This is a genomic window from Nocardiopsis sp. N85 (genome assembly GCF_028882275.1).
In the GTDB taxonomy this organism is placed as follows: domain Bacteria; phylum Actinomycetota; class Actinomycetes; order Streptosporangiales; family Streptosporangiaceae; genus Nocardiopsis; species Nocardiopsis lambiniae.
Map to the genome: position 1 here is coordinate 127210 of NZ_JARBUT010000008.1, position 12706 is coordinate 139915.

Sequence of the window (12706 nt, forward strand, 5' to 3'; positions counted from 1 at the left end):
GGTCAGGCGTAGGAGTGCAGACCGCTGAACATGTAGTTCACCGCGAAGAAGTTGAACAGGATCGTCGCGAAGCCCAGCACGTTGATCCACGTCGCCTTGGGGCCGCGCCAACCACCGGTCGCCCGGGCGTGCAGGTAGGCCGCGTAGATCACCCAGGAGATGAACGACCAGACCTCCTTGGGGTCCCAGCCCCAGAACCGGCCCCAGGCCTCGTCGGCCCAGATCGATCCGGCGATGATGCCGAAGGTCCACAGCGGGAACGCGAACAGGATGAGCCGGTGGGAGATCCGGTCCAGCAGCTCCGGCGCGGGCAACCGGCCGGCGATGCCGACGACCTCTTCACCCTGGGCCCGCTTGACCTCGGTGCGGTGCGAGATCAGGTACATGACGCCGGTGACACCGGAGACCATGAACGCGCCGCCGGCCAGGATCGCGGCGGTGACGTGGATCGGCACCCAGTAGGAGTGCAGGGCCGGGATGAGCGGACCGGGGTCGACGTACAGCCACTTGACGCCGATGCCCAGCAGGATCAGCACCGGGACCAGGACGAACGCGCCCAGGAAGCGGGCCTGGTAGCGGAACGAGGCGAACAGCAGCACGCCCACCGCGACCAGGCACATCGCCACCACGAACTCGAACATGTTGCCCCAGGGCCAGCGCCCGGCGGCCACGCCCCGCGTGATGATCTGGGCGAGGCCCATGAGGAAGCCGAGGGCGGTCACGCCCAGGGCGATGCGGCCCAGCACGCTCTGGGAGGCCTTGGCCTCGCCCTCGGTGGTGCGGACGTTGACCTCGATGTCGTCCGCGAAGCCCCCGTCGACCGCTCCGGCGCCGACCGGCATCAACCGGCCCGCCTTCAGTTTGGTCCGTCGCCCGTAGGCGGCCTCGATCGCGAACAGGAACAGGGCCGCGGCGTAGGTCACGATCATGGCGATGACCAGCGTGTCGCTGGCCGACGCCATGGTCTCGTTCACCGGCGCGGCGAGAGTGTACGTCACCGGTCACTCCTCGTGTCGGAAGGGTTCTGGGGGTTGTCGTCCGACTCGTTCCGAAGTCGTCCGGCAAGCTCTGTGGTGATCTCGTGGAACTCGGCGTTGTCGCCGGCGGCCTCGGTCTTGCCGAGCCCGGCCAGCTCCACCCGGGTACGGCCGTCCGCGCCTCGGACGGCCCGCACCCACACCCGGCGCGGGCGGATGAACAGGGTCAGCAGCAGGCCGACGACGGCGGTGGCCGCGGTGATGAGCGCGGGCAGGCGGGCTCCGTCCCGGTTGACCTGGAGGCTGATGTACTCCTTGTAGCCGGCGAACTCGATGGACCCGGCACCGTCGGGCAGTTCCCAGACGTCACCGATCTCCATCACCGGAGAGGAACCGACCGGCTCCATGCCCTGGGTGCGCAGCTGGTAGACCGACTGTGCTTCGCGCATCCCCAGGTCCCCGCGGTACCCCTCCAGGGTGACCCGCGGGTTGACGGCGCCGGGGAAGCTCGACGTGAGCTCACCGTCGGGGGTCTCGGCCGCGGACGGCAGGAAGACGCCGACGAAGCCCAGCTGTTCGTCCTCCTCCCCCACGTCGGGGGCCTTCACCACGCCGTCGGACACGAAGCCCGCGGTGTCCCGGTACAGGAACGGCACGGCCTGGTCGAAGGCCACGCCCCCGTCGGCGTCGCGCACGACGAACTCGGGCGCGTACCCGTGGCCGAGCAGGTAGACCTGCGCGCCGGAGACGCTGAGCGGGTGGTTGACCTCCAACCGGTGGGTCAGTTCCGGCCCGCCCGGCTCCTCGGTGTAGGTGATGTCGGCGACGTAGGACGCGGCCTGCCCGCGCAGGTTCCCGTCCTCGATGAACGTGGCCTCGAAGTCGTCGAGGTGGATGGTGAAGGGGGCGATCCCGTCCATGTCGGTCCAGTGACCGGGGTAGATCGCGTCGTAGGAGGGCAGCGTGTTGGCGAACCCGTCGCCCTCGACGAGGAGCATGTTGCCCCGGTAGCCGAAGAACGAGCCGGCGGCCAGCGCCACGAGGAGGCCGAGCAGGGCGAAGTGGAACAGGACGTTGCCCGCCTCGCGCAGGTAGCCGGTCTCGGCGGAGATGGAGTCGTCGTACCCCTCCACCCGGTAGCGCTTGAGCACCCGCCGCGCCTCGGCGAGGACCGTCTCGGGGGCGGCGTCGGTGCCGAACTTCGCCGCGTACGGCATCCGTCCCAGGTTGCGCGGGGTGGGCACCGGGCGGGCGCGCACCGCGCGGGCGTGGACGAGCGCGCGCGGGATGACGCATCCGGCCAGCGAGACGAACAGCAGCAGGTAGATCGCCGCGTACCAGGGCGAGGAGAAGACGTCGAAGAGGTGGAACCGGTCCAGCCAGGGGGCCAGTTCGGGGTTCTCCCTGGTGTAGGCGGTGACCTCGTCGACGCTGACCACGTTCTGCGGCAGGATCGAACCGGGAATCGCGCCGACCGCGAGCAGGAACAGCAGGATCAGCGCGGTGCGCATCGAGGTGAGGATGCGCCAGGCCCAGCGGAGCCAGCCGATCGGCCCCAGTCCCCTGGGCCCCTCCCCCGCCCTTCCCTCGGCGGGAGCGTTCGTGTCGGTCGTGGTCGTACTCATCAGATCACCGTCTGGAAGTCGGCGGCCCAGCCCTGCATGGCGATGGTCCACTGGGTCCACAGACCGGTCACCATCGCCAGGCCGACCAGGACGAGCATGGCTCCGCCGATCACGGTGACCGTGCGGGTGTGGCGTTTGAGGTGGCCGAAGGCGGTGAGCGCCTTGCGGTAGAGGAGCGCGGCGACGATGAACGGCAGGCCCAGTCCGACGCAGTAGACCAGGGAGAGGAACATACCGCGACCGGCGCCGCCCTCGACGAAGGCCAGGGTCTGCACCGCCGCCAGGGTCGGTCCGATGCAGGGGGTCCAGCCGAGCCCGAAGAGCACCCCGAGCAGGGGGGCTCCCACCAGGCCGGCCTTGGGAAGCCGGTGGAAGCGGAACTCACGGGCGAAGCCGGGCAGGACGCCCATGAAGGCCAGGCCCAGGACGATCGTCAGCACGCCCAGGCCGCGGGTGATGGGGTCGGTGTACTCCACCAGGACGTCGCCGAGCCAGCCGATGAAGCCGCCGACCGCGACGAACACCAGGGTGAAGCCGGCGATGAACAACACGCTGCCGGTGACCATGGTCCAGCGGCGCGCGGCGAGTTCGTCGTCGATGTCGGTGAGGGTGGCGGTCCCGCCGCCGACCGACGTGCGCTGACGAACGTCGGCGGCGCTCATCCCGGTCACGTACGACAGGTAGCCGGGGACCAGGGGGAGCACGCACGGGGAGAGGAAGGAGACCAGCCCCGCGGCGAGCGCCAGCGGGGCGGCGAGGAGGAGGGACCCGGTGAGGACGGTGGTGCCGACGGGGTCCATCAGGCGTCGTCCTCTTCAGGGCTCGGCGAGGCCGACGGGGTGGCGGTGTCCCCGGCCCCCTCGTCCTCGCGCTCCCGGGCCTCCTGCTCGGCCACGCGCGGCCGTTCCTCCGGGTCCCCGAAGTCGTACTCGACGACCAGGGTGTCCACCAGGCCGGTGAGCTGACCGTAGGTGGTGGGGCCGATGACCCGGGCCGCGATGCGTCCGTCGGGGTCGATGACGAGGGTGCTGGGGATGGCCCGGGGCGGGACCGTCCCCCGGAACGCCTGGGGCACCTCACCGGGCTGGTCGTACAGGCTCGGGTACTCGACGCCCTTGTTGTCCAGGTAGGCGCGGGCGGCGGTGTCGTCGTCCTTGATGTTGACGCCGAGGAAGTCGACGCCCAGGTCGGCGTACTCGGTGTTCACCTCGTCCAGGACGGGTTGTTCGGTACGGCAGGGGCCGCACCAGCTGGCCCACACGTTGAGGACGAGGATCCGTCCCTCGTAGTCGGCCAGGGAGAGTTCGTCACCGTCGAGGGTGGCGCCGGAGAAGTCGGGGGCCTCGACGCGTTCGTCGGTGGAGAAGGCGGTGGCACTGCCGTCTCCGGAGATGAAGCGGTCCTCTTCGCCGCCCGTCTCGATCTCGTTGCCACCGGCGCATCCGGTGAGGGCGAGTACGGCGACCACCGTGGTCACGGCGAGGCGCGTCACGGCGTGAAGGGGCCGCGCACCGGTACTGGCACTGGGCATCGAGGTGACCTCGCGAACGGGGTGTGAACAGGGCGGACTACAACAACGACAAAGTGTAGTAGACGCCCTGAGGCCCGTTCCTTCACCCCGCCACAAGAGACGTACGCCCCTGGTGGGAGGGGACTCGTCGCGAGAGGCGGATCACCCTTGGGGGCGCGGGTCTTCCGCCCCTCGCGATCGAGCGGCCGACCGGGAGGGTGTGCACCCGTCCCGGTCAGGCCGTTCCCGATCAGCCCGCCTCGACGAAAGCCTCGCGGAGGTAGTCGTGCACGGCCCGTTCGGGGACACGATAGGAACGCCCCACGCGAATCGCGGGGAGAACTCCCGAGTGCACCATTCGGTACACGGTCATCTTGGACACTCGCATGATCGTGGCGACCTCCGCCACGGTCAAGAACCTGACCTCTTCGAGAGGCGGCTTGCTCCCGTTCATCTTCCGACGCCCTCATTCCCGGACGTGAGTATTGCCTACCGTTCAGCCCAACGTGACGCCCGGAGGAGCGACCCCGGTATGTGCCCGTCCCAACGCCACGCCGGCGTGTCATGCTGTCACTACTGACACGTCCGTTTTCAGAGTAGAGCGGAGTTCCCGTCTGCGAAAGGCCGTCAGCGTCTTCTTCCGGGCAATACCCGGAGGGCGCGTCCGATGAGGTTTAACAGTGGGTATAAATGGTCGCCACGCCTCAGGAGAGACCGGATCGGGAGAGAACGTAATCCCGCAGCGGCGCGTAGTCCTCGGTGAGATAACCATCATCCAAAGGGACCGTGACCAGTAGTTTTCCTTCATGTTCGGCGAGGAAGAGCGCGGGGTCGTTGCAGTCCGCGAACCCCAGCGTCGGCACTCCCGCCTCCCCTGCCGCACCCGCGAACCCGTGATCGGCGATGACCAACTGCGGCCATGGCTCACCGCGGTCGGAGAGGTCCCCGAGGATGGCGCGCATGGCGAACGGGTGGTGGCTGTGCCGGGCCAGGTGTCCGTCCGTGACGATGGCGATCTCGTCCCGCCACACCACGAAGCGCCGATTGGGCGGCCGTTCGGTGGTCACCTCGTAGGTGTAGCCGCGGGCGGCGGCCGTGACGACCGGACACCCCCGGGCGGAGAGGGCGTCCTTCCATACCCGGTAGGTCCCCTGGAGCTTGTTCGGGTGTCCCGTGGCGAACAGGATCCGCTCGCGGCGTTCGGCGGCCAGGGCCAGCCGGTCGGCGACGGCCTCCAGGGCGTCGACCGTGAGGTCGGGGTCGATGGTGTCGATCCCCCAGACGTAGTCCTCGTCGCCGACCACCCCGCACCGTTTGTTCATGAGCGCGAGGACCTCGGAGAAGGTCCAATCGTGGGAGAAGGTGAGACCGAACTGGTGGTAGGGGTCCTTCTGGACGAGGCGCCGGTAATGCCGAAGGTTGTTCTGACGCGAGGTGTCGACGTGTCCGGCGATCCCCGTTCGCACCAGATGGGAGATGAGTTCAGCACGTGTCGGCGGCGTCACCAGGTGTTCCCCTTCCTCGTCGGGGCGAACACGTGACACGCCGTGCGGCCACCACGACGCCTGCTCCCGTTCGCCCGGTATTCAACCTCTTCCTACCCGCTGGACGCACGCCACGCCCTGCCTCTGGGGAATTCACCCCGGGTCCCATCGAGCGACATCACTCCCCCGGAAACGATACCGGGATCACGGACATCGGGTCCGATAAAGGAAGGGATCGGAACGAAAGGGTGTCTTCAGAGACTCGGATCGATGCCGTGGCTGGGGAACACCGCGGTCCGGGTCGCGTGAATGGCGCGATCGACCGGGTTTCCGGGGTCGTACCCCTCTTCGAAGGGCGCGAAGGTCACCTCGCGGCCATCGGTCATGTACAGGGGGGCCAGTTCCCCGGTCCGTTCCCGGACGAAGTCGCGCCAGGACTGCGGCGTCTCGGTGTCCGGGTCGATGGGCAGGCCGGCCGCCTCCCCGAGCAGATGGGTCCAGGCCCGGGGCACGACGTGGACCAGGCCGTACCCGCCACCGCCGAACAGCACCCAGCGGCCGCCCGCGGTGCGCTGGGCGAGCTTGTGCAGTTCGGCGTAGGCGCGTCGCTGGCCGTCGATGCTCAGCGTCAGGTTGGCGAGCGGGTCGAGAGCGTGGGTGTCGCAGCCCTGCTGGGTGACGAGGATCTCCGGCTGGAACTCGTGCAGCAGCGGCGGGACGACCGCGTCGAAGGCCCGGTGCCAGCCGCTGTCTCCGGTGCCCGCGGGCAGGGCGACGTTGACCGAGTACCCCTCTGCGGCGGGCCCACCGGTCTCGCCGGCCTGACCGGTGCCCGGGAACAGGGTCGCCGGCGACTCGTGGAGGCTGATGGTGAGCACTCGGGGGTCGTTGTAGAAGGCGCGCTGGACGCCGTCACCGTGGTGGACGTCGATGTCGACGTAGGCGACCCGCTTGGCGCCCTGCTCCAACAACCAGGCGATGGCCAGGGCCGGGTCGTTGTAGACGCAGAAACCCCAGGCGTTGCCGGGCATCGCGTGGTGCAGGCCGCCCGCGATGTTGGCCGCGTGGGAGGTGTCGCCGGTCCACACGGCCTTGGCGGCGGCGACGGAGGCACCCGATATGAGCGCCGCCGCGTCGTGCATGTCCTTGAAGACGGGGTTGTCGGCGGTGCCGAGCATGTGGGCGTCATCGGGTTCGAGGGTGCGCCCGGCCCGTTTGACCGCCTCGATGTAGGAGCGGTCGTGCACCAGCGACAGGAGTTCGTCGGAGGCGGGTTCGACGTCCAGGAGGGACACCCCGGGGGCGTCGAGGACCCCGAGTCCCCGGGCGAGCGCCATGGTCAGCTCGACCCGGATCGGTGCCATCGGGTGCTGTGGCCCGAAGTCGTAGGCGGTCAACCCGTCGTCCCATGCCACCCGAAGCGAGCAGGACGTGCGCCCTCCCATGTCGGTGACCCCCGTTTCAGGTGTACGTGCTCCGAAGCACACAGTACGCAAGTGCGGACTGTGCCACGAACCCCGGGGTCCCACCGACGGGGCGGGCCGGTGCGGGGGTTCCCGCGCCGGCCCGTCCGTTGTCCGGGTGCCGGGGCGTGTCGAGCGAACGCCCGCTCCGCCGTGCCACCGCGGGCGGCGTCCTCTAGCTCCCCGAGGTGACGAAGTAGCAGCTCGACGAGAGATCGCCGCCCTTCAGCTTCACCGTGCCCTCCGAGGGGCGGGTGAGCGGGTCGCTGTAGGCGATGACGATCCGGTACTCGCCCGGGTCGAGTTCGACCTCCAGGGTCTCGCCCTCACTGAAGCAGGCGTCCTGGGAGGGCGGCGAGCCGGGCTTGTAGACGTCGCAGTCGTCACAGGCGTCCGCGACGACCTCGCCGTGGACCTTGTCCGGTCCGACGTAGAGGAAGCGCAGGTCGTACGGCGAGTGGTTGACGAGCTCGAAGACGAACTTGTCGTTGCCGGAGCTCGCCGTGGGGGTGGCGTCCAGCGCGCTGTCACCGAGGATGGTCAGGGTGTCCATCTCCAACTCGATGCGCCCGGCACCGATGTGGGTGACCATCTTCTCGACGTCCTTGGCCTCGTACTCGGTGTACTCGGCTTCGAGGATCTCGACCATGTCATCGGCATGGTCGAACTCCTGGGCGTCCACGGACGCCCAGCCGCATTCGAGGACGGCCTCGGGCCGATCGCCGTCGATGCGCTCGGTGACCTCGGGCGCGGCGCTCCAGTCGAGGTCCCGGAGGATGTCGATCTGCTCCAGCCCCGTACACCAGTCCGAGCCCAGGCGGTTGGTGCCGGTCTCGTAGAGGTCGGTGAGTGCCTGGGGCACCTGCCCGGCCGCCTCGGTGCCCTCGTAGTCGACCGGGATGATCGAGAAGATCTCCTGGGCCCGTGTCATGGCGTCGCTGTACTCGGGGGTGACCGAGCCGGAGAACTCGGCGTCGGCGGTCTCGGCCAGGTCCGTCGCGTAGGACAGGTGGATGTCGGCGACCTCGCCGTCGGTGTCCTGCCAACGGGCGGCGGGGTGTTCGAAGTAGGTCGCGTAGGAGTCGAGGGCCTGCTCGTAGTCCTCGGCCGCGACGTCGTCCTGGGCCCGATCGAGCAGTTCGCAGGCGGCGACGCCCGCCCTCGCCCGCTCCATCAAGGAGGAGGAGAAGGACAACTGGAAGAAGTCCTCGACGGCGTGGTAACCGGCCACCGCCTCGGAGGTGCCGCAGTCGCCGCGCGCGTGGGTGGCGTCGGCGACCCGCAGACGCCACTCGCCGAGCTGCCACACGGAGGTGAGTGCGACGAGGAGGGCGACGACCAGACCGCCCGCGGTGAGGATCGGCAGTGCCCCCCGGGGCGGGGTGCCCCCTTGGGCGAGGAGCCGCTCGTCGTGGGAACGGCCGGCGAAGAGGCCGTGCAGGGCGGCGGCGAGGAACCACACCAGGAAGATGGGGACCCACAGCAGAAGGTTGTCGGCGGCGCCGACGAAGGCCGCGGTGATCAGCAGGCCGACGGTGATGATCAGGGCCGCGACGAAGAACGGCCACTGCTTGAGGCGGAGGTAACCGATGCCGAGACCGGAGGCGTTGAGGGCCCCGGTCCGCACGGCGCTGGGAGAGGCGAACAGACCGAGGCGTTTGGGCCGCGGAGGCGGGGGCGGGGGCGGACCGAACTGGCCGGACGGCGGACCGAACGGACCACCGGGACCGCCGGGACCCATCGGGGCGCCGGGGCCGGTCGGGCCTCCGGGGCCGGTCGGGCCTCCGGGAGGCATGCCACCGGAGTACATCCCGCCGGCGGGCGTACCGCCGTACGGGTTACCACCGTACGGGGTGTTGCCACCCGTCTGCGGACCGGAAGGCGGGCCGCCGGCCGGGGTACCCGGAGCGGGCGTACCACCGTAGGGGGTGTTGCCACCCGTCTGCGGACCGGAAGGCGGGCCGCCGGACCGGTTCCCTGCGGGCGGTGGTCCGCCGGGCGGGGGAACGGGACCACCCGGCGGGCGGGAGGGGTCTGGGGACGAAGGGGGAGAACTCATGAAAGGCCCTGGGGTCGGGTGGACGGGGGAGGCGGCCCTGCCTCCTGGGAGACGGCAGGGCCTTCCGAGGGCGTTCCCGCCCTCCCTTTGACACTATCCATGTACCCGGACGACCCCTTCGCGCAGTCCGACCGTTTCCGGCCACATTCGACCGGAACCGACCGTCCTCACGGCGCATCTCAGCACCGTGGAGCAGGTGTCCCCTCAGTTCCCGGAAAGGGCGTTGCTCCGGTCCCGGGCGGCCTCGATCGCGTCCGTGAACGCGGTGCGCACGCCGTGCCGCTCCAGTTCCCGCAACGCCGCCGCGGTGGTCCCGCCCGGCGAGGTGACCGCCTCGCGCAGGACCACGGGGTGCTCCCCCGAGTCGTTGAGCATGGCGGCGGCGCCGGTGATGGTCTGCCCGACGAGTTTCTGCGCGGTGGCGCGCGGCATCCCCATCGCGACGCCGGCCTCGATCATCGTCTCGGCGATGAAGTAGAAGTAGGCCGGCCCGCTGCCGGAGATCGCGGTGACGGTGTCCATGTGCTGCTCGCCGACCCGGATCACCTCGCCGACGGTGGCCAGCAGCGCTTCGGCGCGCTCCAGGTGGGCGGCCTCGGTGTGGGCCCCGCCCGCGATGGCGGTCATCCCCTGCCCCATGAGGGCGGGGGTGTTGGGCATGGCCCGGACCACCGGGGTGCCCGGGGGCAGGTGATCCTCCATCACGGCGGTGGTGAGTCCGGCGGCGACCGAGATGACGAGTCGGCCGGGGGCCAGGTGCGGGGCGATCTCGTCCAGCAGGGCGACCATGTCCTGCGGTTTGAGTGCCAGCAGCAGCGTGTCGGCGCGCTTGGCCGCGTCGACCGCGGGCACGACCTCCACCCGGTAGCGCGCGCGCAGTTCGGCGGCGTGCTCCTCGCGCGGCTCGGTGACGAGGACGTCCTCCGGCGCGTGGCCCTTGGTCAACATCCCGGCGAGCAACGCCTCGCCCATCTTCCCTGCGCCGATGATCGCGATCATGAAAAGGGTCCTCTCTGCGGTCCCTCTCAAAGCTAGCCGCCCCCGGGCACCCGCACGGACACCGCGTCTCACACCGTGGAATCCGGGGGCGTCAGCGTTCCTCGCCGGTGTCGCCGACCGTTCCGGTGGAGTCCACCTCGAACAGGCGCGGCGGGGCGGTCGGGCGACGGCGCAGCAGGGCGATCCGCTCCCGTCGATCGCGAGGGTGGGCGGCGGGTTCGGCCGGGCGGGCGAAGTGCAGCCGGGTGAAGGCCAGCGCCTCGGCCAGCTCCCGCATGCGGGCCTGCCGGTCCGGTGCCTTGCGGGTGCTCACCTCCAGCACCAGTTGCCCCTCGAAACCACCGCCGGCCAGGTACTCCAGGAGCTCGGCGACGGGTTGGCGGCCACGGCCCGGGATGAGGTGCTCGTCGAGGTTCTGCCCGCCGAAACCGTCGGCCACATGGATGTGGGAGAGCCGGTCCCCCAGGCGTTTGGCCATGTCCATGGCGTCCGAGCCGGACATCGCGGTGTGCGACAGGTCGAGGGTGACGTCGGCGTAGTCGCGGTCGAGGGGGTTCCAGCTCGGCGCGTAGGGGACGACCTCGCGGTCGCGCACGCGCACCGGGTACATGTTCTCGACGGCGAAGACGACGTCGGTCTCCTCCTGCATGCGGGCGACGCCGATCTCGAAATCACGGGCGTAGTCGCGCTGCCAGCGGAAGGCGGGGTGGACCACGATGGTCTTGGCCCCCAGGGCCTCGGCCATCTCCTTGGAGCGGACGAGTTTGCCCCAGGGTTCGCGCCCCCACACGCGCTGGGTGAGGACCAGGCACGGCGAGTGGACCGCGGTGACGGGGACCTGGTGGTAGTCGGAGAGCCGCCTGAGCAGGTCGATGTCCTGGCTCGCCGGGTCGGAGGAGACGAGCACCTCGATGCCGTCGTACCCCAGTTTGGCGGCGATCTCGAAGGCGGCCGGTGTCTTCTCAGGGTAGACCGATGCCGTCGAGAGGACGACGGGCGCGTCTGGTACCTGGATAGCGCTCACGTGGACAGGGTATGCGCTCGGGAGCGCCTTGTGCGTAGCCGTCGTGTGAACGTGGCGCGCCGCCGGTACGCTCGTCGGTCATGATCCCCGTGGAAGCCGTTCCCAGTCCGAACATCTGGCGTCACCCCGACGTCTATGAGCTGGAGAATCTCGCAGTGGACCCGGATCGGGTCATCGAGACGGCGATGGAGCGCATCCGTCCGATGTCCGGGGCCCGGGTACTGGACATCGGGTGCGGTACCGGTTTCCACCTGCCCCGGTTCGCCGGCCGCGCGGCGCGGGTGACCGGGGTGGAGCCCCATCCGGCGTTGGCGGCACGGGCGCGGGCCCGGGTGGCGGGCCTGCCCGGGGTCGAGGTGTTGGGCGGAGTGGCCCAGCGGTTGCCCGTCCCCGACTCCGTCGTCGAGATCGCGCACGCCCGCTGGGCCTACTTCTTCGGTCCCGGCTGCGAACCCGGGCTGGTCGAGTTGGACCGGGTGATGCGACGCGGAGGGGTCGCCTTCGTGATCGACAACGACGCGACCCGCTCCACGTTCGGCGGTTGGTTCCGACGGTCTCTGCCGTCGTACGACCCGGTCTCCGTCGAGCGGTTCTGGTCCTCCCGCGGTTTCGAGCGTGAGGCCCTGACGATGCGTTGGGACTTCACCGACCGCCGCGCCTTCGAGGCGGTGGTGGGGATCGAGTTCCCTCCGGCACTGGCGGAGGAGATCATCGCGGCGCACCCGGGTACGACGGTGGACTACGCGATCAATCTCTGGTGGCGGAGGTACTGAGGGCACCTGGTCCAAGGGTGCGGGCCGCCGGGGTCACCCCCCGGGAGGGCGGGTGCTCGCGGCCGTCGGCGTCGAACGCGCGGCCGGCGAGCGCGGCGTCACAGCCGCACGGCTCCGGCGAGGTTGTAGCGGGTGACGTCCCGCTCACGGACGCGGTCGCCCGATCGGGGCGCGTCGATCATCCGGCCCCTGCCGAGGTAGATGGCGACGTGGTAGGCGTAGCCGCCGCTGTCGGTCCAGTAGAGCAGGTCACCGCGCCTGGCGTTGGCGTAACTGACGCGGGTGCCGGAGCGGACCTGGTCGTGCGCGATGCGGGGCAGACTCACCCCGGCCTGTTTGAACGACCACTGGACGAGGCCGGAGCAGTCGAAGCCTCCGGGCCTGCTGCCTCCCCAGGAGTAGGGGGTCCCCTTCTGGGACTCGGCGGCGTCGATCGCCTTCTCCGCGGCGGAGGAGGACAACTGGTGGACGCGTTCGGCCTCGGCGGGTGGCGCGGCGTGCGCGGGCACCGACGCGGTGCCGAGCGTCAGCGCGGCGGCCAGGGCGGCGACGGTGAGCCCGCGCGTTCCTCTCCGAGCGCGCCGGGAGGACGTGGCCTGTCGCCCCGCTTCCGTGGGACGACAGGCCTGCGTTCGCTCGTGCTGTCGCGGTAGTCGCATAACGGTGGTCCTCCACATGACGAATCGGTTCGCCGTGGCGTCCACGTCACCGTGACGCGGGTCGGTCCGCCTCGACGCACTTCATTCGTCACACAGACACCGCAAGAAGTCACTCTCCGTAGTCTAATCGGTA

At 70.1% G+C, this 12706-nt stretch carries 12 protein-coding genes; 1 reads left to right on the forward strand and 11 read right to left on the reverse strand.

What is annotated here, in order from left to right; genetic code table 11:
- Window positions 1-2: 2 nt before the first annotated feature.
- From ccsB to PWG71_RS13605, 10 genes are all read right to left on the reverse strand, one after another.
- Complete coding sequence (gene ccsB / locus PWG71_RS13560) at window positions 3-998, reverse strand: c-type cytochrome biogenesis protein CcsB (RefSeq protein WP_274810049.1); 996 nt, start codon at window positions 996-998, stop codon at window positions 3-5.
- Window positions 995-2602, reverse strand: coding sequence for a cytochrome c biogenesis protein ResB (resB, locus tag PWG71_RS13565; RefSeq protein WP_274810050.1), 1608 nt, complete (start codon window positions 2600-2602; stop codon window positions 995-997). Before resB ends, ccsB begins: the two co-directional genes overlap by 4 nt.
- Window positions 2602-3402 carry a cytochrome c biogenesis CcdA family protein gene (locus tag PWG71_RS13570; protein ID WP_274810051.1) on the reverse strand — a complete coding sequence of 267 codons (801 nt, stop codon included), beginning with the start codon at window positions 3400-3402 and terminating at the stop codon, window positions 2602-2604. Before PWG71_RS13570 ends, resB begins: the two co-directional genes overlap by 1 nt.
- Window positions 3402-4094 carry a TlpA family protein disulfide reductase gene (locus PWG71_RS13575; RefSeq protein ID WP_274810052.1) on the reverse strand — a complete coding sequence of 231 codons (693 nt, stop codon included), beginning with the start codon at window positions 4092-4094 and terminating at the stop codon, window positions 3402-3404. Before PWG71_RS13575 ends, PWG71_RS13570 begins: the two co-directional genes overlap by 1 nt.
- 268 nt (window positions 4095-4362) lie before the next feature.
- Window positions 4363-4566 carry a helix-turn-helix domain-containing protein gene (locus tag PWG71_RS13580; RefSeq protein ID WP_013155995.1) on the reverse strand — a complete coding sequence of 68 codons (204 nt, stop codon included), beginning with the start codon at window positions 4564-4566 and terminating at the stop codon, window positions 4363-4365.
- A gap of 250 nt (window positions 4567-4816) precedes the next feature.
- Window positions 4817-5617, reverse strand: a complete 801-nt coding sequence (locus tag PWG71_RS13585) for a phosphatase (RefSeq protein WP_274810177.1) — start codon at window positions 5615-5617, stop codon at window positions 4817-4819.
- A 233-nt stretch (window positions 5618-5850) separates the two neighbouring features.
- Window positions 5851-7011 carry an acetoin utilization protein AcuC gene (locus tag PWG71_RS13590; protein WP_274810178.1) on the reverse strand — a complete coding sequence of 387 codons (1161 nt, stop codon included), beginning with the start codon at window positions 7009-7011 and terminating at the stop codon, window positions 5851-5853.
- 223 nt (window positions 7012-7234) lie between these two features.
- Window positions 7235-8686 (reverse strand): DUF1109 domain-containing protein, encoded by a 1452-nt coding sequence (locus PWG71_RS13595; protein WP_342455972.1) that lies wholly within the window; start codon window positions 8684-8686, stop codon window positions 7235-7237.
- Window positions 8687-9322: 636 nt separating this feature from the next.
- Window positions 9323-10117 (reverse strand): pyrroline-5-carboxylate reductase, encoded by a 795-nt coding sequence (gene proC / locus PWG71_RS13600; RefSeq protein ID WP_274810053.1) that lies wholly within the window; start codon window positions 10115-10117, stop codon window positions 9323-9325.
- Between the two features lie 91 nt (window positions 10118-10208).
- Window positions 10209-11141 carry a sugar phosphate isomerase/epimerase family protein gene (locus PWG71_RS13605; protein ID WP_274810054.1) on the reverse strand — a complete coding sequence of 311 codons (933 nt, stop codon included), beginning with the start codon at window positions 11139-11141 and terminating at the stop codon, window positions 10209-10211.
- Window positions 11142-11221: 80 nt separating this feature from the next.
- Between PWG71_RS13605 and PWG71_RS13610 the strand changes: the two genes are divergently transcribed.
- On the forward strand, window positions 11222-11914 hold the full coding sequence (locus tag PWG71_RS13610) for a class I SAM-dependent methyltransferase (RefSeq protein ID WP_274810055.1): 693 nt from the start codon (window positions 11222-11224) through the stop codon (window positions 11912-11914).
- Window positions 11915-12012: 98 nt separating this feature from the next.
- On the opposite strand, the gene PWG71_RS13615 is transcribed toward PWG71_RS13610, so the two are convergent.
- A complete protein-coding gene (locus PWG71_RS13615) occupies window positions 12013-12573 on the reverse strand; it encodes a C40 family peptidase (RefSeq protein WP_274810056.1) in 561 nt (186 codons plus the stop codon).
- Window positions 12574-12706: the final 133 nt, after the last annotated feature.

Bases quoted from the DNA above. Each gene is read 5' to 3' on its own strand.
- resB (WP_274810050.1), bottom strand. From the start codon at position 2,602: ATGAGTACGACCACGACCGACACGAACGCTCCCGCCGAGGGAAGGGCG.
- PWG71_RS13570 (WP_274810051.1), bottom strand. From the start codon at position 3,402: ATGGACCCCGTCGGCACCACCGTCCTCACCGGGTCCCTCCTCCTCGCC.
- PWG71_RS13580 (WP_013155995.1), bottom strand. From the start codon at position 4,566: ATGAACGGGAGCAAGCCGCCTCTCGAAGAGGTCAGGTTCTTGACCGTG.
- proC (WP_274810053.1), bottom strand. From the start codon at position 10,117: ATGATCGCGATCATCGGCGCAGGGAAGATGGGCGAGGCGTTGCTCGCC.
- PWG71_RS13610 (WP_274810055.1), top strand. From the start codon at position 11,222: ATGATCCCCGTGGAAGCCGTTCCCAGTCCGAACATCTGGCGTCACCCC.
- PWG71_RS13615 (WP_274810056.1), bottom strand. From the start codon at position 12,573: ATGCGACTACCGCGACAGCACGAGCGAACGCAGGCCTGTCGTCCCACG.